This is a genomic window from Corynebacterium sp. HMSC077D03, assembly GCF_001808545.1.
GTDB classification, from domain to species: Bacteria; Actinomycetota; Actinomycetes; order Mycobacteriales; family Mycobacteriaceae; genus Corynebacterium; species Corynebacterium simulans.
The window spans coordinates 39,353-56,565 of sequence record NZ_KV793708.1 but is presented as its reverse complement, the minus strand read 5'-3'; the positions used below and the strand labels follow the sequence as shown (position 1 = coordinate 56,565).

Here is a 17,213-nt window from a genome sequence, read left to right as displayed (position 1 = left end):
GCACGGGCTTTATGGTGCTAAACGCATCGCCGCAAGCCTCAAGGAGGACACGACGTATACCCCGATCAATCACAAGAAAGTTGCACGCATCATGAAATCCATGGGGTTAAAAGGCTTTAGCAAACGGCGTCGATGCATTACTACCAGGCGTAAGCCTTGAAGTGTCCCAGGTTTTGTTCCGTTTGAGTAGATGGGAAAATTTGGAACATGCCGAGAAAATTTGATCAGGATGCGAAGGACCGTGTGGTCCGTCTCGTGGAAGACCGCATCCTGGCGGAGAACATTTCCATGCAGGCAGCCTGCAAGATCGTGGCACCAAAGCTGGGCGTCTCGTGGCACACGGCGAGGCAATGGACGCAGGCCGCTCGTCGCGAAGGTCGTGTTGTGGAATCAATGCCCGAGGACCTTGCTGCAGAAAACGCACGGTTGCGTCGAGAAAATCAAGAGCTGCGGGACACCAACGAGTTGTTGAAAGCCGCTTCGGCTTTTTTCGCATCCGAACTCGACCCGAAACGTCGGAAATGATCCGGTTCATTGATGAGCATCGGAATCGTTTCTCAGTCGAGTTCATCTGCCAGACGTTAAACACCCATCGTGAAGGCGGCTTCCTTACTTCGCGCGGGTACCGCCAGTCTAAAGCCCGTGGATTAAGTGCTCGTCGCCTTCGCGATGCTGTGCTGATTGAACACATTAGTGCTGTTCATCGCGATAATTACGGTGTCTACGGTGTGCGGAAAATGTGGCATGCTCTCCGCCGTGACGGAATTGATATCGGTCGTGAACAAACTGCTCGGTTGATGCGCCTGGCCGGTGTTTCTGGCAAAGGCAAAGGCAGGTCACCTATCACAACCCGTAAGCCTAACGTGCCTGATCTGCGCCCAGACTTGGTAAATCGTGAATTTAGGGCTCCTGGCCCTCATCGGCTGTGGGTGGCGGACATTACCTACGTGCGCACCAGGAAAGGCTTTGTGTACACCGCGTTCGTGACCGATGTATTCTCCCGGAGGATCGTCGGATGGGCGCTGTCGGATTCGATGCGCACCGAAGCCTTGCCGCTGCAAGCGCTCAACCAGGCGATCGTGTGCGCCAAAGAAACAACGGGCTTGATTCACCATTCAGACCACGGCTCACAATATGTGAGCATCGTCTACAACGAGCGCCTGGCTGAGCACGGTATCGCAGCGTCGACTGGGACGGTGGGTGACTCCTATGACAAGGACCGCGCAGTTCCAGGGCATTGGGAAGGCGATCTCATCATCGGACAAGGAGGAACCACTGCACTTGTAACCTGTGTAGAACGCAGTACTCGCTACACCATGATCCGCAAACTAGATGTTCATGATTCCGCCACGACTGTCGATAAGTTGATCGAGATGTTTACCGGCAAAATACGCAACATCACTAAAACTCTGGCCTGGGACCAAGGCGTAGAACTAGCCCAAGTAGACAAGCTGAGCATCGCACGTGGACTAGCAGTCTACTTCTGTGATCCACACTCGCCGTGGCAACGTCCTACCAACGAAAACACCAACGGGCTAGTCAGAGACTTCCTGCCCGAAGGAAGCGACTTTAGTGCCCTGACCGACAAGGATGTCCAACACATTCAAGACCTTCTCAACGGGCGCCCCAGAAAAGTCCTCAACTGGTATAAACCAGAAGAGAAGATACAAGAACTATTCAAGTGATGCATCCACCACTTGAAACCGCCGAACTTTTTTGCTCACGATTTGGCATCTGGGGCGGTTTCGGCCGCATCTTCGGCGCCGTCTGCAGCGGGTTGTGCGCTCCCACCGTCTTGCGGTTGGTCCTCCCACTGCGTGGTAACCGGCCACATCTCGGTGATGGACTCCCATTCTTCCTTCCAGTCCTCGCCGATGGCTTGGTCTTGGAGCATGCGTACCTGCTGGGCAGGCATCGGCGGCTTGGGCCCCAGCTTCGGAGGCAGGACGGGGCGGTTGACCTTGGGGGCGAAGGGGGAAAGCGGCACGCGCGGAATGCGTGGCTTGCGGGCAGCTAGGCGGCTGGCCTGGTGGAACGAGAAGTGGCCCACGCGCTTGATGGTGGCATAAGGGCGGAAGTACTGCGGGCGACGCAGGCGGCGGGCCACGCGTTCGCCCAGCACAACTCCGGCAGCCAGCGCACCGGCGATGGCTAGTGCTCGTGACAGGTTGGTAAAGCCGGAGATCATCTGCTCATTCAGCGAGGCGTACATGCCGCGGTAGAGGGTAAGGCCAGGCAGCATCGGCGTATAGCCCACGATCATTGTGATGAGCGGCGGCATCATGTAGCGGCGCGAGAGCAGGCCGCCGGCCAGGCCCACCGCCGTGGCGGAGATGCCGCAGGCTACGACGTCGCTCACGCCGAAAGGAATGACTACGAAGTAGTAGAAGAGCATACCGGCGCCGGCGGTAAGTCCAGAGACGGTAACCTCAATCCAGGAAGCGCCGCAGGCCAGGGCGAAGGCGCCTGAACCGATGCTGCCGCAGAGGATGAGCAGCGGGACCTGGTGATAGACCGGCGGCGCGAGCGTAGCCAGGGGCGGCAGGGTAAAGCCCATCCAGTCAGAGAACTGAATGCCCACGCCGACGCCGGCGATGATGGCGCCGGTGGCCAGCATGGCTTCGAAGAAGCGAGCGGCCGATGTTACCGGTGCGCGGGTGATGCCGTCGACCAAACATTGCACCAGGGTAAGGCCGGCGACGAGCACAATGATGCCTGAACCAATGATCTGGGAAGGCGAGAAGGTAATGCCGATTCCGGCGGCCATGTTGTAGAGGATCGCCGCCGGTACGACGGCGAGGAATCCGCCCATGATGTTTTGGTAGAAGGGTGGCACGCGGAACTTTGCCGCCCAGGCGTTGACGCCCATAACCAGCAAAGAGACGAAAAACGCCATGACGCCCACCAAGGCGTCGCCGCCGAGCATCACGGAGAGAATGCCGCCCATAACGCCCCAGCCCAAAAGGACGGTGGAGGTGCGATAAGGCGGCTTCATGTTGTTGATCTCGTCCAAGACGCGCTCGGCCATGGCCGGTGGTGTGGCGCCGGAGCGGATCGAGTAGATCAGGCGGTCTACCGCGGAAAGCTTGGAAAAGTCCACCGAAATTGAAGGGGCCACGCGGAAGACGTGTAGGTTACGGCGGTTAGAGCCCGCGCCCATCGCGGTGTGAATGGTGATGGTATTCATCATGATGTCCACATGGCAGTAGTGGAGACCATAGGAAGAAGCCACCAGGTGAATCTGTGCCTTGGCATCGGAGTTGGCAGTGCCGGCGCTGATGAGGACTTCGCCCACGCGCGCAGCGATTTCCATGACACCGGTGACCTGCGCGGCGTCGGTCAGATCGACTGGCGCCAGCGGCGATGGTGGTGGCGCGGCCTTTGCCGCATCGATGGTGGCAACGTAGCCGGAAGAAGCACTAAAACGCTCCCTCAGTGCGGAAATAAATGACACGCAACAAACCCTTAAAAACCGATTGAGACTCTTGCTTGCACTCTATCCGCTGGGGTTGCGCGACGCACGGGCCACCCCAGTGTTTTCGTCCGCTCGCCTGCTCGGGTACGATTCTTCGCAGCGGCTCAATCCGCGGTGCTGGAGTGGCGCAATTGGTAGCGCAACGCACTTGTAATGCGTAGGTTGCGAGTTCAAGTCTCGTCTCCAGCTCAATGGCCCTGGTGAGATTTATTTCTACCGGGGCTAATTTCATTGGAAAGCAACGCCGAGCTTCTGACTTGGCAGTCGCCGACTGAGATTAATACCCCGTGACAATTGTCATCGCCGACTAATGACAATTGCTATACGTACTCTTCGCGGTGTCGCATGAGACTTGAACCATGGCAAACACGGAGTCCACGTTAAGAGTTGAATCACTAACAAAGTCATTTGGTGAGGTTTGTGCAGTAAAGGACCTCAGTTTCTCGATTGAGCGCGGTGAGGTCGTAGCCCTTTTGGGACCTAATGGTGCGGGTAAGACTTCCACCATCGATCTCATCTTGGGTCTAAGCAAACCAGATTCAGGAAACATTGAAGTATGCGGGACGACGCCGCGCAACGCGGTGGTGCTCGGTCGAGTTTCTGCAATGATGCAGTCGGGAGGCCTGCTTCCTAACTTAAAGGTTCGCGAAACGGTTGAGCTTATGGCCAGTTTCCATCGTGATTCCTTAAGCGCAGAGGAAGCGTTAGAACGCGCTGGTGCTGGCGAGTTTGCAGAACGGTACGTGGGTAAATGCTCAGGAGGCCAGCAACAAAAGCTACGTTTTGCAATGGCTTTGGTCAGCAATCCTGAACTCATCGTCTTAGACGAACCTACAGCTGGCGTGGATGTAGAAGCTCGACGCGATTTTTGGGCGAATATACGTGAAGATGCTCGCGAGGGACGAACCGTTATCTTCGCTACCCATTATTTGGAAGAAGCCGACGATTTTGCAGATCGAATCGTGATGATGAATCACGGTGTCCTTGTAGCGGACGGCAGCCCACAGGAGCTACGAGCGCAAGTTTCAGGAAAAACAATTCATGCCAAACTTCAAGCTTCGCAGTCAGAAGTGGAACAAGCATTAAGAGATTTTCCTCAGATATCGCTCGATATGCGCAGGGAAGAATTCGTTTTGGTAGCCGAGGATACTGACAAAATCGCACGCTTGCTTTTAACTCGAGGTCTTGCGAGAGACATCAGCATTACTGCGCGCAGCCTTGATGACGCCTTTATCGACCTAGCTCATCAGGAAAGGTAGATATGTATTTATACAAATTGGAAATGAAGCGCATTTTGCGCAATGTCCGTGGTCTAGTTTTCGTCGTGGTTATCCCCATTGCCTTTCTGTTCATATTTGCTACTGCAGACTATGCACAGCAGGAATATGGGAATGGAAACTGGGCAGCAAATATCTTAATAAGTCTTGCCCTTTATGCTGGGTTAATGGCGACTGCTGGAACTGGTGCAGCAGTCGGCATCGAAAGAGCAAGTGGGTGGAGTCGGCAGCTGCGTTTAACTCCTCTTCGCCCAATTAACTATGTAGGAGCTAAAGCCACAGCGGGATTAGCTCTGAGCGGTATAGCCTTGCTCACGGTTTATATCTGTGGACCGCTGGTCCATGCACACATGCCGGCTCTGGCTTGGGCTCAGTCTTTTGTCATCGCATGGTTGGGCTCAATCATTTTTATGTCTTTTGGGTTGTTCATGGGATACCTTTTGCCTGCAGAGACCACAATGCAGGTAGTTGGGCCTTTGTTAGCGTTGCTGTCTTTCCTCGGGGGAGTATTTATGCCACTGACTCCTGGATCGACTTTCGACAAGATTGGAAGTCTTACCCCGCTCTACGGACTTCATAAGTTGGCGCTTTCGCCGATGGACGCGAGCAACTTTTCGTGGGCTGCAGTGGCCAATGTTGTGGTTTGGCTGTTCGTATTCTTGGTCGGGGTAGCCCGGAAGATGCGCTATGATACGGCTCGGGTTTAGCTAAGATGAAAAAGTGATGACTCGGTATATTACCTGGCCAAACAGTATTTGGGCCATTTTCTGGTTGGCCCTTACTGTTCCAATTCTTTTGACGGTTCGAAGCCACCCGTATCCGGTTTCAAGCGCGGTTCTTGTTCTTTGCTGCGTATTTTGTCTCATTGGTTCCTGGGCTATCGCAATCGATGATCTGCGCCTAGGTGTGATGCGGGTCAATCTCCGTGCAGTTTCGTTGTTAGTGGTTGGAACCTTTCTCGCACTGATCGTGCTTAATCTTGTCGGAACCGATGCGATTCAACTTGCATACTTCATTGCCTCGGCTGTTGCATTTGTATTTCCGTGGCAGGTTTCCCTGCCTTTTACTGCAGTCGCCGCGATAGCGATTCCTCAGTCGCTATGGCCGTTCGGCCACTTGTCTTTGATTACAACCGGCATTGCCTGTTTAGCAAGCCGAATGGCGATTATTAGCCAAGCGCAAAGGAAGATACAGGAAGTTCGATCCCAAGAACTTGAAGTAAACGAAGAGCGCAACCGCATGGCTCGCGACATGCACGATATTTTGGGACATTCTCTCACAACGGTGACACTTAAAGCGGAGCTTGCAAAGAAGCTCATTGAGCTCGACCCGAATACGGCGAAGTCACAAATTGCAGAAATTGAGGAAATCTCGAGGTCTGCGCTGGCAGAAGTTCGCACCGCAATAAATGGCTATCGAGAGCTCAGCCTTTCCGGTGAACTAGCTCGGGCATTAAGCCTCCTTCAAAGCGCAGGTATTAAAGCGAAGATGCCGAATTCGGTAGATGAAGTACAGGTTGATTTGAGGGAAGTGTTTGCTTGGGTAGTGCGTGAAGGGACTACGAATGTTGTCCGACATTCCGGTGCAAAGAGATGCTCCATCAGTCTGACCTCCAAATCTGTATTGATTGAAGACGACGGAGTCGGAATAGCAGAGATAAGGGAAGGAAATGGTCTGCGAGGGCTGCGGGAGCGATGCCAAAATAACGGAGTCGAATTGTGCTTGGGTGAAACCACCATGGGAGGTCTGAAGCTTACAGCCCAGGCCGTTCAAACCGGGCCATGGGCTAAGGAGCATTAATGATAAAAGTGATGCTTGCTGATGATCAGGCTATGGTGCGAGGCGCATTAAGCGCCTTGCTTAGCTTGGAAAGTGACATTGAGGTAGTGGCCGACGTTGGCGACGGAAGCGAGGTCATGGAGGTCGCCTCGGTGGCTTGTCCTGATGTTATTTTGATGGATGTAGATATGCCGAATGTGGACGGTCTGACTGCTACGAAACGCCTTAGAGAAGCGCTACCGCAGGTAAAGATATTGATAGTTACAACGTTCGGGCGCCCGGGTTTCTTGCGTCGCGCGGTTTCCGCGGGAGCACATGGCTTCATCGTTAAAGACGCGCCTGCCGCAGAGCTCGCTGATGCGGTGCGCCGAGTTCACTCCGGCTTGCGTGTAGTTGATCCCAAACTTGCTGCAGATTCTTTTCTATTCGGTGAATCGCCTCTCACCGTTCGAGAATCCGAAGTGCTTCAAGCAGCCGCCGATGGTGCGGTCGTCGCGGAAATCGCGAAGCGGGTTAACTTATCGGAGGGCACGGTGCGCAATCACTTGTCGCGTGCGATGGCTAAGACTGGTGCTGACACTCGTGCAGCGGCAGTAAATCTTGCCATTGAGCGGGGCTGGATTATCAGTTGACGTTGCTTAATCTTTAAGCGGTGCGGTTTGTAGCTTTCCTGAATCTAGGAATTCCAAGACGAGTTCCACTGTCTTTTTGCGAGTAGCTGTGGGTATCTTTCGTTCAGTCAAGTGGTCGTGGACCCAGAGGCCATTGCCAAGGATGGTGGCGATGAGCGCGGTTTGGTCATCAGCTGCCGGATCTGGCAGCCAGCGCTTGTCGACGTCGCGCCATTGTTCCATGAAGTCCGGGTGTTGCTGAGAGTGGATGCTCATCAGCAATTCGATCAGAGGGTCGTTCTTGCCTAGGGATTGCACGAGTGCGCGCAGGCGCTCCTTTTTGTCTAGCTCCGCGGCCTGCTTGCCGCCGGCTAGCTCTTCGAGTTCCGCTTCCCAGCGCGCGGCGCAGAAGCGGTGGCACTCGATGAGTAGATCGTGGCGGGAAGGAAAGTGATAGATGAGCCCGGACTTTGACATTCCCGTGGCGGTGGCCAGGGCGTCGTAAGTCACGGCATGCACACCCTCGTTCTCGATGATGGTGAGGGCGGCTTTTAGCACTTCGGTCTTTTTACTAATGCGCGGCATCGTAGCCTCCCGACTTCGGGTTGTTTTTAAACAAATAGCCGGTAACTGCGGCGAAGAGCAGCATCATCGCGAGCAAGCCGCCGAGGGTCGTGAGGTAAGCGTTGTCGTAGGCGGCTGCGGCGAGGTCGTGGGTCGCGGCGTCGTAAAGCGCTTGCATGCCCTCGACATCCGCGGGCAGATTGCGGGAGTAAAGCAAAGGCACAATGGAGCCGGTGATCGCGATGGATAGCAGCGTGCCGAGCTCGTAGGAGACCTCCTCGACGCCGGCGGCCATGCCGGAACGATGGGGCGGCGCCGCGCCGATGATGGCGGTTGAGGCCACGGACATCGTGAGCCCTGCGCCGATGCCCATACAGAGCAGCCCCGCAACGAAGCACCAGAAGATGCCGTGGTGGCCCGCCCACATCGCGACGGCGATGCCCGCAGCCATGAAAGCAAACCCGCCGGCGATGATGGGCAGAAAGCCCCAGCGGTGCAGGTTGGCGCCGCCTAGGGTGGACATCGGAAGTGCCGCAATCGCCACCGCAGAAATGGTGATTCCCGCATGCAGGGGGCTTAAACCATCGACCATCTGTAGCTTCTGTGTGGTGAGCATCTCCAACCCGGACATGCCAAACATCGCGCCGCCCGCGGCAATGACGCCGCCTGTGAAGATGGGGGAGCGGAAGATGTCGAAGGTGAGCATCGGCTCAGAAAGCTGCTTTTGGCGGCGTGCAAACGCGAAGCTGCCGATGCCGCAGGCCACCAGCGCGCCGCCGGCCAGCCCATAATGGGAACCCGCCACCGACTTAATGGCCAGCACCAGGGAAGAAAGCGTAATAAGCGCATAGAGCGAGGATGCGAAATCCCAGTGCTTGTCCGGGTTCGGTTGGTTGGGCGGTGCCAAAAGGAAGGTCAGCAAGAGCGCGACGAGCACGATGGGCACGTTGATGAGAAAGACCGAGCCCCACCAGAAGTGCTCGAGGAGGAATCCGCCGACGGTAGGGCCGGCTGCAGCGCCCACGACCGCAACGGAGGCCCAGATGCCGATCGCGGTGTTGCGCTCGATTTCATCGTCGAAGGTCAGGCGAATCAGTGCCAAAGTAGCGGGCATCATCACGGCAGCGCCGAGGCCCAAGAATGCGCGTGCAGCCACCAAGAACCACGCGCCGGGGGCGAGCGCGGCGGCGAGGGATGCGCTGCCGAAAAGCACAAGGCCGATGACGAACATGCGGCGATGTCCAATGCGATCTCCTAGGGTGCCCGTGCCCAACAATAAGCCGGCCAGCACCAGCGCATAGGCGTTGATGATCCATAGCTGCTGGGTGGATGTGGTGTGGAGCTGATCCGTCAGCGCCGGGAGGGCGGTGTAGAGGATCGAATTATCGAGGCCGACCATGAGAAGGCCGAGCGAGATCACGGCAAAGAAAGTCCAGCGCTGTACGGCGGTGGACTCGGTGTTCGTGGCGGCGCTATTGGAATGGCCTAAATCGGTGGTGGACATGGTATGAAAATGTACCGAACGTTCATTACAGTTTCAAACGCTTGAACGCGGTCTGTGTTTCGTATCACCAGACAGGGGGTTTGGTGAGTCTTGAGTAAAAAGCTGGCACAAAGGGGAATTAATAAGGACACTGGATGGAGAAACTATTTACTATTCCTGAAAGAAGTAGTGATATGGCGAAGAATTACGCAGAACAGATCGTAGAAACTCTCGAGGCGCAAGGCGTCGAGCGCATTTATGGTCTGGTTGGTGACTCCCTGAACCCAATCGTGGATGCGGTGCGCCGTTCCTCCATCGAATGGGTCCACGTCCGCAACGAGGAAGCTGCTGCTTTTGCTGCTGAGGCAGACTCTCTGACCACCGGCAAGCTCGCCGTGTGTGCGGCTTCCTGCGGCCCGGGCAACACCCACTTGGTGCAGGGGCTTTACGACGCCCACCGCAACGGCGCCAAGGTTCTGGCCATCGCATCCCACATCCCATCTCGCCAGATTGGCTCCAAGTTCTTCCAGGAGACCCACCCGGAGATGCTCTTCACCGAGTGCTCCGCTTACTGCGAGATGGTCAACTCCGCTGACCAGGGCGGTGTCATTTTGCACCACGCTATCCAGTCCACCATGGCTGGCAAGGGCGTTTCCGTGCTCGTTATCCCAGGCGACGTTTCCACGCAGGAGGCTGAAGATGATACCTTCACCACCTCCACCATCTCCGCTGGACGTCCAGTTGTCTTCCCGGATCCGGCTGAAGCAGCCGCGCTAACCCAGGCTATTAATGAGGCTAAGACCGTCGCGCTCTTCGTCGGTGCTGGCGTCAAGGATGCCCGCGAGCAGGTGCTGGCGCTGGCGGAAAAGATTAAGGCGCCAATCGGCCACGCGCTGGGCGGCAAGATGTACATCCAGTACGACAACCCGTTCGACGTCGGCATGTCCGGCCTTCTGGGCTACGGCGCGGCACACGACGCCACCCACGAGGCCGACCTGCTTATCCTTCTGGGCACCGACTTCCCGTACAACGACTTCTTGCCCAAGGGCAACGTCGCACAGGTCGACATTGACGGCTCCCACATCGGCCGCCGCACCAAGATTAAGTACCCGGTTACCGGTGACGTGGCTGCCACCATCGAGAACATCCTTCCGCACATTGATGAGAAGAAGGATCGCCGCTTCCTCGACAAGATGCTCAAGGAGCACTACAACAAGCTCAACCACGTGGTGGAGGCATACACTAAGAAGGCTGAGAAGATGAAGCCTATCCACCCAGAGTTCGTGGCCAACATCATCGATGAAGAAGCAGCTGACAACGCCGTCTTCACCGTCGACACCGGCATGTGCAACGTCTGGGGCGCTCGCTACATCACCCCGAATGGCAAGCGTGAGCAGATCGGTTCCTTCCGCCACGGCACCATGGCTAACGCACTGCCGATGGCCATCGGCGCACAGGCCGCCAACGAAGGTCGCCAGGTCATCTCCTTCTCCGGTGATGGTGGACTGTCCATGCTGATGGGTGAGCTGCTGACCGTGAAGCTGCACAACCTGCCGGTGAAGACCTTCGTCTTCAACAACTCCTCGCTGGGCATGGTCAAGCTGGAGATGCTGGTCCAGGGTCTGCCAGAGCACGAGACCGACCATGAGCACGTGGATTATGCCGCGATCGCAGAGGCTGCCGGCATCAAGCACATCCACATCGAGGACCCGAAGAAGGCCCGCAAGCAGATTCGCGAGGCCATGGATTTCGATGGCCCGGTTCTGGTTGACATGATCACCGACCCGAACGCTCTTTCCATCCCGCCGACACTGACCTTCGAGCAGCTGCTGGGCTTCTCCAAGGCCGCCACCCGCACCGTCTTTGGCGGCGGCGTTGGTCAGATGCTGCAGCTCGCGCAGTCCAACCTGCGCAACATTCCGCGCCCGTAGGCGGCTAGCCGCTAGTCCGCTACGTACTCCATCGTTTCGAACCGTGCAGTTTCGGGTGTAGCCGTCAAGAACATTTCGGCAAGGCCTGAAGACTGCACCATGGTGTGGAAAGAAAGCGCGTCTTCCTTTTCACTGAGATCAGGAAATGCGCCCCACAGTCTGACCGTCCGCCCGTCATGGAGCTGTCGGTTCCACAAATCCAAGTGGTACCACGTGCTCTCTCCAGAAGGGTCTATGCTCCTGCGGGATTGAATTCCGACTCCGGTGAGAACGGTTCCTTCGGGCAGCATGTCGCTTTCAAAGACCTCGTTGGTGAGTTGGTCGATGAATCGGAACTGTTCTTCGGACAACGTGAGTTTCTTGCGCACTTGGAATCCTTCTTCAGATTGGTTGCCGTGATTGCCATCGGTGAAGTCGACTTGGTGTTCACCTTACGTATTCCGGCCTGGTTGTTGGCGCCGTTGGCTAGGATGGGAGTTCACAGGTGATGTCCAGACTCCCTTCAGTGCCCTTGGAAGGCTGGGTGTCATTATTGCGAAATAGCAACAAGCACTCGCTGAAGGAAGTAACAAGAGCTAATGGACGACAATAAAGAAGTAAAAGTCCTCGTCGTTGATGATGAGCCCAACATCGTGGAGTTACTCACCGTTTCCCTGAAGTTCCAGGGTTTCGAAGTATTCAGCGCAAACTCCGGCACTGAGGCGCTGCGGGTGGCCCGCGAGGTTAATCCTGATGCCTACATCATGGACGTCATGATGCCGGGCATGGACGGCTTCGAGCTGCTTGGCAAGCTGCGTCAGGAAGGCCTCGACGGCCCGGTGCTTTACTTGACCGCAAAGGACAGCGTCGATCAGCGCATCCATGGCCTGACCATCGGTGCCGATGATTACGTGACTAAGCCGTTCAGCCTGGAAGAGGTTATCACCCGCCTGCGCGTTATCCTGCGCCGCGGCGCGAACGTCGATGACGCAAACAGTGACGCCACCATTTCCTATGCTGACCTCACCTTGAATGATGACACCCACGAGGTCACCAAGGGAGGCGAAATCATCGAGCTGTCCCCAACCGAGTTCAACCTTCTGCGCTACCTCATGCAGAACAAGGAAGTGGTGCTGTCCAAGTCCAAGATCTTGGACAACGTCTGGCACTACGACTTCGGCGGCGATGGCAACGTAGTCGAGTCCTATATCTCCTACCTGCGCCGCAAGATCGACACCGGCGATACGCAGCTTATTCATACTGTTCGCGGCGTCGGCTATGTTCTGCGCATGCCGCGTAACTAGTAGTTCGCCACAGTCCTTTTTCGAGTACTAATACATGAGCACTACCCACTCGGCGGCGGAATCTACGCTGCCTGAAACCCCGTCCGTTGCGGTTCCCTCCGGGGAGCGCGCTAAGCGACGCCGCGTGCAGCGCCCCAAAGCGATGCCGCTGCGCACGTGGCTTTTGGTGCTCATGGTCTTGGTCTCTGGCCTCGGCCTGGCGGGTGCCTCTTTGGCGGTGTCCTCGATTATGTCCGACGTCATGTATGGCAACGTCGATGATCAGCTAAAGGATGCCACCAACGGCTGGGCGCGCAATATGAGCAACGACTACTATTTGGGGGACTACTCTAGGCGCCCGCCTACGGAATACGTGGCGCTTAGCTACCTGCCGAATGGCACCGTTTTATACACCGGCCCCAAGACCAGCATGCCGGACGCGAAGAACCTCTACATCGGTGACGAGCCTGCCACCGTCGGTTCCGTTGGAAACGACGAAACCAAGTGGCGCGCCGTGGCCATCAAGGTCGATGGCACCGTGACCGTAGTGGCCAAGGATCTCACCCACGAGCGGCTTATTCTCCGCGGTCTAGCGATCGTGCAAATAATCATCACTGCCGTGGTCATGGGCATTATCGCCGTGGTGGGCATGTGGTTTATCCGCCGCGCGCTGCGCCCGCTGCGCGTCGTTGAAAAGACCGCCTCCGAGATTGCCGCGGGTGACTTGGACAAGCGTGTGCCGGAGTGGCCGAAGCACACCGAGGTTGGTCAGCTCTCGGCTGCACTCAACGTGATGCTGGGTCAGCTGCAGCGCTCAGTTGTCCAAGCTCAAGATAAAGAGGAGCAGATGCGCCGTTTCGTCGGCGATGCTTCCCACGAGCTACGCACCCCGCTGACCAGTTTGCGTGGCTACACCGAGCTTTATCGCTCCGGCGCCACCAAGGATGTGGATCTCGTCTTTTCCAAGATCGATGACGAGTCCAAGCGAATGTCGCTATTGGTGGAGGACCTGCTTTCTCTGACCCGCGCCGAGGGCTCGCGCCTGGACATGCGCACTGTGGATATGCTGGAGCTGGTGCTTTCCGTCGGTTCCTCCGCGCGTGCCGCGTTTGCCGGCCGCCAGATCGACGTGGTTAACGAGACCCACGATATTCCGGTGGTCAAAGGCGACCCTGATCGCCTGCACCAGGTGCTGCTCAACCTCGTCTCCAACAGCATTCGCCACGGTGGCGAGGAAGCCAAGGTCAAACTCACCATCCGCGAAGAGGGCGAGGGCACAGACAAGGCAGTGCTTATCGACGTCGCCGATGACGGCAAGGGCATGTCCCCCGAGGACACCAGCCACATCTTTGAGCGTTTCTATCGCGCGGATTCTTCCCGCACCCGCGATACCGGCGGCTCGGGCTTGGGCCTGGCCATCGTGAAATCTTTGGTGGAGCAGCACGGCGGCAGCATTGCCGTGAGCTCCCAGCTGGGGGAGGGCTCCACCTTTACGGTGCGCCTCCCAGCTTCATAATTAATCGGCCGCTAACGAGGCCTTCTCACGAGGACGCTGCTAGTTAGCGGCGTCCTTCTTCGTCGGTGCCCAAGTGCTGGCGAATACGCGTCGCTGCCTCATCCATGGCGGCAGGATCGGTGGCGTCGGCAGCAAATGCCTTGGCGAAGTCATACTCTTCCATCTTCTCGGTGGGGAAGAGGTGGATGTGGGTATGTGGCACGTCGAAGCCGGCGATGATGTAGCCAGTGCGTGGCGAGTTAAACGCCGTCTTGATAGCGGCGCCGATCTCCAGTGCCACCTCGTTGAGGTGTGCCCAGGTCTGTGGGTCGAGGTCGGTCCACTTATCTATCTCCTCAATCGGAACCACCAGAGTGTGGCCGTAGTTGAGGGGCTCGATGGATAAAAAGGCCACGCAGGTCTCGTCGCGGTAGACAAAGCGTGCAGGCAGTTCACCATTAATAATCTTGGTAAATACAGAAGACATGGTGACTAGGCTACCTCCAGTTAAGATGGACGGCATGCGCATTCTCGTAATTGGCTCGGGCGGCCGCGAACACGCCCTGCTCAAAGGTCTCAAGGCAGATCCACTGACCACTGAACTCCACGTTGCCCCAGGCTCGCCGAACTTCGATTCCCTGGCCACGGTGCATCCTGAGTACTCCAAGGTTGATGACCCAGCACAGATGCTGGAGCTGGCGCAGAAAATTGACGCCGAGCTTGTTGTCGTTGGCCCCGAGGTGCCGCTGGTTGCCGGCGTCGCAGATGAGCTGCGTGCCAACGGCATCGCCGTTTTCGGCCCTTCCAAGGATGCCGCGCAGATCGAGGGGTCTAAGGCCTTTGCCAAGGACGTCATGAATGTTGCTGGCGTTCGCACCGCTCGCGCGGAGCAGCTGATGCCGGGGGCTTCCGAATCCGATATTGAGGCCGCCCTCGACCGTTTCGGCCCGCACTTCGTGGTGAAAGATGACGGCCTTGCCGGCGGCAAGGGCGTCGTTGTCACCGACGACCGCGCTGCCGCGAAGGAGCATGTAAACGAGGTTCACGCGGCAGGAAACCCGGTCCTGCTCGAGTCCTTCCTCGATGGCCCAGAAGTTTCCTTGTTCTGCTTGGTCGACGGCGAGACTGTCGTCCCGCTGCTCCCAGCGCAGGATCACAAGCGCGCCTACGACAATGACGAAGGCCCCAACACCGGCGGCATGGGCGCCTATACGCCGCTGCCGTGGCTGCCAGCCGACGGCGTGCAGCGCATCGTCGACGAAGTCTGCAAGCCAGTTGCCGCCGAAATGGTGCGCCGCGGCACCCCGTACTCCGGCCTGCTTTATGCGGGCCTCGCGTGGGGCAAGGAGGGTATCGCTGTTGTCGAGTTCAACTGCCGCTTCGGCGACCCAGAAACCCAGGCAGTTCTTTCCATGCTCGAGTCCCCGCTGGCTGAGGCGCTTAACGCCACCGCCACCGGCAAGCTTGCTGAGCTGGACGAGCTGAAGTGGAAGGACGGCTACGCCGTTACCGTCGTCCTGGCCGCGGAGGGTTACCCAGCCTCCCCGCGTAAGGGCGACGTCATCACCGGCCCGGGCCTGGATGATCCGAACAAGGTCCTCCACGCCGGCACCTCGCAAGCCGAAGGCTCGCGCGGTGTTGAAGAGGAAGTCGATGTCATCTCCAACGGCGGCCGCGTGCTCAACGTTCTGGGCCAGGGAGCCACGCTCGCCGAGGCCCGTGCCGCCGCCTACGAGGTGCTAGAAGGCCTTAAGTTGGACGGCAGCTTCTACCGCCGCGACATCGGAAAGCGTGCCGAAGACGGCGAGATTTCCATCTAGCTTTTCTCTCGCACCCCCGTATAGCCCAGCTTGTTACCAAAAGGTACAGGCTGGGCTTTGTACATGGAATAATGTTTCCCGTGGCTGAAAAGAAGAACATTTCCAACGTCCTATCCTCCCGCTATGCCTCCGCAGAGCTTTCCAATATTTGGAGCCCGGAGTACAAGATCATCCTGGAGCGCCAGCTGTGGATCGCCGTCATGCGCGCGCAAAAGGATTTGGGAGTCGATATTCCAGCAGAGGCCATTGCGGCCTACGAGTCCGTGGTTGAGCAGGTGGACCTCGAGTCCATCGCTGCCCGTGAGCGCGTAACGCGCCACGACGTCAAGGCCCGCATCGAGGAGTTCAACGCCCTCGCTGGCTTTGAGCACATCCACAAGGGCATGACCAGCCGTGATCTCACCGAGAACGTTGAGCAGCTGCAGATTCATACCTCGCTGCGCCTCATCCGTGACAAGGCCATCGCGGTCGTCGCGCGCATCGGCAAGCATGCGGCTGCTTACCAATCCCAGGTCATGGCCGGCCGTTCCCACAACGTTGCTGCTCAGGCCACCACCCTGGGCAAACGCTTTGCTTCCGCAGCCGATGAGATGCTGCTGGGCATCGAGCGCGTCGAATCGCTCCTGGCTGCCTATCCGCTGCGCGGCATCAAGGGCCCGATGGGCACCTCCCAGGACATGCTCGACCTGATGGGCGGCTCCGAGGACAAGCTGGCCTCCCTGGAGACTGCGATTGCTGATCACCTGGGCTTCCACCGCATCTTCAACTCCGTTGGTCAGGTTTACCCACGCTCCCTCGATTTCGACGCCGTTTCCGCGCTGGTTGAGCTGGGCGCCGGCCCGTCTTCCTTGGCCACCACCATCCGCTTGATGGCTGGCAATGAGACCGTCACCGAGGGCTTCAAGGAAGGCCAGGTTGGCTCTTCCGCGATGCCACACAAGATGAACGCCCGCTCCTGCGAGCGCGTGTGCGGCTTCCAAGTCATCCTGCGCGGTTACCTCACCATGGTTGCAGATCTCTCCGGCCAGCAGTGGAACGAGGGCGACGTATTCTGCTCCGTGGTTCGCCGCGTTGCGCTTCCTGACGCCTTCTTTGCCCTCGACGGCCAGTTCGAAACCTTCCTGACCGTGCTGGACGAGTTCGGTGCCTTCCCTGCGATGATCGACCGCGAGCTCGAGCGCTACCTGCCGTTCCTGGCCACCACCCGCATCCTGATGGCGGCCGTGCGCGCCGGCGTCGGCCGCGAGACCGCGCACGAGGTCATCAAGGAAAACGCCGTCGCAGTGGCGCTGAACATGCGCGAAAACGGCGGCGATCAGGACTTGGTCGAGCGCCTTGCCGCCGACGAGCGCCTGCCGATGTCCGCGGAGGACCTAGAGGCTGCCCTGGCCGATAAGCACGCCTTCATCGGCGCCGCGGAGTCCCAGGTCAACCAGGTTCTTACCCGCATCAACAACCTGGTCAGCGAGCACCCGAAGGCCGCCGCTTATACCCCAGGCGAGATTCTCTAAAAGCG

General features: G+C 57.8%; 16 protein-coding genes, 1 tRNA gene and 1 pseudogene. 13 read left to right on the top strand and 5 right to left on the bottom strand.

Annotation, left to right across the window (positions count from 1 at the left end):
• The 3 genes and pseudogenes from HMPREF2888_RS13320 to HMPREF2888_RS12800 form a co-directional block, all read left to right on the top strand.
• On the top strand, window positions 1–160 hold a 160-nt coding region (locus tag HMPREF2888_RS13320), incomplete at its 5' end, for an IS3 family transposase (RefSeq protein ID WP_141744870.1).
• Between the two features lies 1 nt (window position 161).
• Window positions 162–525: pseudogene (locus HMPREF2888_RS13160) on the top strand (transposase).
• A complete protein-coding gene (locus tag HMPREF2888_RS12800) occupies window positions 522–1,685 on the top strand; it encodes an IS3 family transposase (RefSeq protein WP_141744869.1) in 1,164 nt (387 codons plus the stop codon). The pseudogene HMPREF2888_RS13160 and the gene HMPREF2888_RS12800 overlap by 4 nt, the downstream one beginning before the upstream one ends.
• 35 nt (window positions 1,686–1,720) lie before the next feature.
• Here the strand turns inward: HMPREF2888_RS12800 and HMPREF2888_RS12270 are convergent, their stop codons facing one another.
• Complete coding sequence (locus HMPREF2888_RS12270) at window positions 1,721–3,454, bottom strand: threonine/serine exporter ThrE (RefSeq protein ID WP_083291073.1); 1,734 nt, start codon at window positions 3,452–3,454, stop codon at window positions 1,721–1,723.
• Between the two features lie 137 nt (window positions 3,455–3,591).
• Between HMPREF2888_RS12270 and HMPREF2888_RS12265 the strand changes: the two genes are divergently transcribed.
• The 5 genes from HMPREF2888_RS12265 (at window position 3,592) to HMPREF2888_RS12245 (ending at window position 7,163) form a co-directional block, all read left to right on the top strand.
• Window positions 3,592–3,664: transfer RNA gene (locus tag HMPREF2888_RS12265), tRNA-Thr, on the top strand.
• A gap of 170 nt (window positions 3,665–3,834) precedes the next feature.
• A complete protein-coding gene (locus HMPREF2888_RS12260; RefSeq protein WP_070455444.1) occupies window positions 3,835–4,734 on the top strand; it encodes an ABC transporter ATP-binding protein in 900 nt (299 codons plus the stop codon).
• 2 nt (window positions 4,735–4,736) lie between these two features.
• Window positions 4,737–5,459, top strand: a complete 723-nt coding sequence (locus HMPREF2888_RS12255) for an ABC transporter permease (protein ID WP_070518880.1) — start codon at window positions 4,737–4,739, stop codon at window positions 5,457–5,459.
• Window positions 5,460–5,475: 16 nt separating this feature from the next.
• Complete coding sequence (locus tag HMPREF2888_RS12250; RefSeq protein ID WP_082785835.1) at window positions 5,476–6,552, top strand: sensor histidine kinase; 1,077 nt, start codon at window positions 5,476–5,478, stop codon at window positions 6,550–6,552.
• Window positions 6,552–7,163 (top strand): response regulator transcription factor, encoded by a 612-nt coding sequence (locus tag HMPREF2888_RS12245; protein ID WP_061924591.1) that lies wholly within the window; start codon window positions 6,552–6,554, stop codon window positions 7,161–7,163. The genes HMPREF2888_RS12250 and HMPREF2888_RS12245 overlap by 1 nt, the downstream gene beginning before the upstream one ends.
• A 6-nt stretch (window positions 7,164–7,169) precedes the next feature.
• On the opposite strand, the gene HMPREF2888_RS12240 is transcribed toward HMPREF2888_RS12245, so the two are convergent.
• Together HMPREF2888_RS12240 and HMPREF2888_RS12235 are read right to left on the bottom strand one after the other, a co-directional pair.
• On the bottom strand, window positions 7,170–7,727 hold the full coding sequence (locus tag HMPREF2888_RS12240) for a TetR/AcrR family transcriptional regulator (protein ID WP_061924588.1): 558 nt from the start codon (window positions 7,725–7,727) through the stop codon (window positions 7,170–7,172).
• Complete coding sequence (locus HMPREF2888_RS12235; protein ID WP_070518879.1) at window positions 7,714–9,210, bottom strand: MFS transporter; 1,497 nt, start codon at window positions 9,208–9,210, stop codon at window positions 7,714–7,716. Before HMPREF2888_RS12235 ends, HMPREF2888_RS12240 begins: the two co-directional genes overlap by 14 nt.
• 173 nt (window positions 9,211–9,383) lie before the next feature.
• On the opposite strand from HMPREF2888_RS12235, the gene HMPREF2888_RS12230 reads away from it, so the two are divergent.
• Complete coding sequence (locus tag HMPREF2888_RS12230) at window positions 9,384–11,120, top strand: pyruvate dehydrogenase (RefSeq protein WP_061924585.1); 1,737 nt, start codon at window positions 9,384–9,386, stop codon at window positions 11,118–11,120.
• A gap of 11 nt (window positions 11,121–11,131) precedes the next feature.
• Here HMPREF2888_RS12230 and HMPREF2888_RS12225 read toward each other — a convergent pair whose 3' ends face one another.
• Window positions 11,132–11,488, bottom strand: coding sequence for a hypothetical protein (locus HMPREF2888_RS12225; RefSeq protein ID WP_061924582.1), 357 nt, complete (start codon window positions 11,486–11,488; stop codon window positions 11,132–11,134).
• Between the two features lie 210 nt (window positions 11,489–11,698).
• On the opposite strand from HMPREF2888_RS12225, the gene HMPREF2888_RS12220 reads away from it, so the two are divergent.
• Both HMPREF2888_RS12220 and HMPREF2888_RS12215 read left to right on the top strand, forming a co-directional pair.
• Complete coding sequence (locus HMPREF2888_RS12220; protein WP_061924579.1) at window positions 11,699–12,403, top strand: response regulator transcription factor; 705 nt, start codon at window positions 11,699–11,701, stop codon at window positions 12,401–12,403.
• Window positions 12,404–12,437: 34 nt separating this feature from the next.
• The gene (locus HMPREF2888_RS12215) at window positions 12,438–13,898 is read left to right on the top strand and encodes a sensor histidine kinase (protein WP_083296659.1); all 1,461 of its coding nucleotides are present in this window, start codon (window positions 12,438–12,440) and stop codon (window positions 13,896–13,898) included.
• Between the two features lie 43 nt (window positions 13,899–13,941).
• On the opposite strand, the gene HMPREF2888_RS12210 is transcribed toward HMPREF2888_RS12215, so the two are convergent.
• Complete coding sequence (locus HMPREF2888_RS12210; protein WP_061924576.1) at window positions 13,942–14,364, bottom strand: HIT family protein; 423 nt, start codon at window positions 14,362–14,364, stop codon at window positions 13,942–13,944.
• A gap of 34 nt (window positions 14,365–14,398) precedes the next feature.
• On the opposite strand from HMPREF2888_RS12210, the gene purD reads away from it, so the two are divergent.
• Window positions 14,399–15,697 carry a phosphoribosylamine--glycine ligase gene (gene purD / locus HMPREF2888_RS12205; protein WP_070498269.1) on the top strand — a complete coding sequence of 433 codons (1,299 nt, stop codon included), beginning with the start codon at window positions 14,399–14,401 and terminating at the stop codon, window positions 15,695–15,697.
• A 71-nt stretch (window positions 15,698–15,768) separates the two neighbouring features.
• Window positions 15,769–17,208, top strand: coding sequence for an adenylosuccinate lyase (gene purB, locus HMPREF2888_RS12200; RefSeq protein WP_070518878.1), 1,440 nt, complete (start codon window positions 15,769–15,771; stop codon window positions 17,206–17,208).
• Window positions 17,209–17,213 lie beyond the last annotated feature (5 nt).

What these genes read in the sequence shown, in the direction of transcription:
- HMPREF2888_RS12800 (WP_141744869.1), top strand. Translation starts at nt 522, where the DNA reads ATGATCCGGTTCATTGATGAGCATCGGAATCGTTTCTCAGTCGAGTTC.
- HMPREF2888_RS12260 (WP_070455444.1), top strand. Translation starts at nt 3,835, where the DNA reads ATGGCAAACACGGAGTCCACGTTAAGAGTTGAATCACTAACAAAGTCA.
- HMPREF2888_RS12255 (WP_070518880.1), top strand. Translation starts at nt 4,737, where the DNA reads ATGTATTTATACAAATTGGAAATGAAGCGCATTTTGCGCAATGTCCGT.
- HMPREF2888_RS12250 (WP_082785835.1), top strand. Translation starts at nt 5,476, where the DNA reads ATGACTCGGTATATTACCTGGCCAAACAGTATTTGGGCCATTTTCTGG.
- HMPREF2888_RS12245 (WP_061924591.1), top strand. Translation starts at nt 6,552, where the DNA reads ATGATAAAAGTGATGCTTGCTGATGATCAGGCTATGGTGCGAGGCGCA.
- HMPREF2888_RS12240 (WP_061924588.1), bottom strand. Translation starts at nt 7,727, where the DNA reads ATGCCGCGCATTAGTAAAAAGACCGAAGTGCTAAAAGCCGCCCTCACC.
- HMPREF2888_RS12235 (WP_070518879.1), bottom strand. Translation starts at nt 9,210, where the DNA reads ATGTCCACCACCGATTTAGGCCATTCCAATAGCGCCGCCACGAACACC.
- HMPREF2888_RS12230 (WP_061924585.1), top strand. Translation starts at nt 9,384, where the DNA reads ATGGCGAAGAATTACGCAGAACAGATCGTAGAAACTCTCGAGGCGCAA.
- HMPREF2888_RS12220 (WP_061924579.1), top strand. Translation starts at nt 11,699, where the DNA reads ATGGACGACAATAAAGAAGTAAAAGTCCTCGTCGTTGATGATGAGCCC.
- HMPREF2888_RS12215 (WP_083296659.1), top strand. Translation starts at nt 12,438, where the DNA reads ATGAGCACTACCCACTCGGCGGCGGAATCTACGCTGCCTGAAACCCCG.
- HMPREF2888_RS12210 (WP_061924576.1), bottom strand. Translation starts at nt 14,364, where the DNA reads ATGTCTTCTGTATTTACCAAGATTATTAATGGTGAACTGCCTGCACGC.
- purD (WP_070498269.1), top strand. Translation starts at nt 14,399, where the DNA reads ATGCGCATTCTCGTAATTGGCTCGGGCGGCCGCGAACACGCCCTGCTC.
- purB (WP_070518878.1), top strand. Translation starts at nt 15,769, where the DNA reads ATGTTTCCCGTGGCTGAAAAGAAGAACATTTCCAACGTCCTATCCTCC.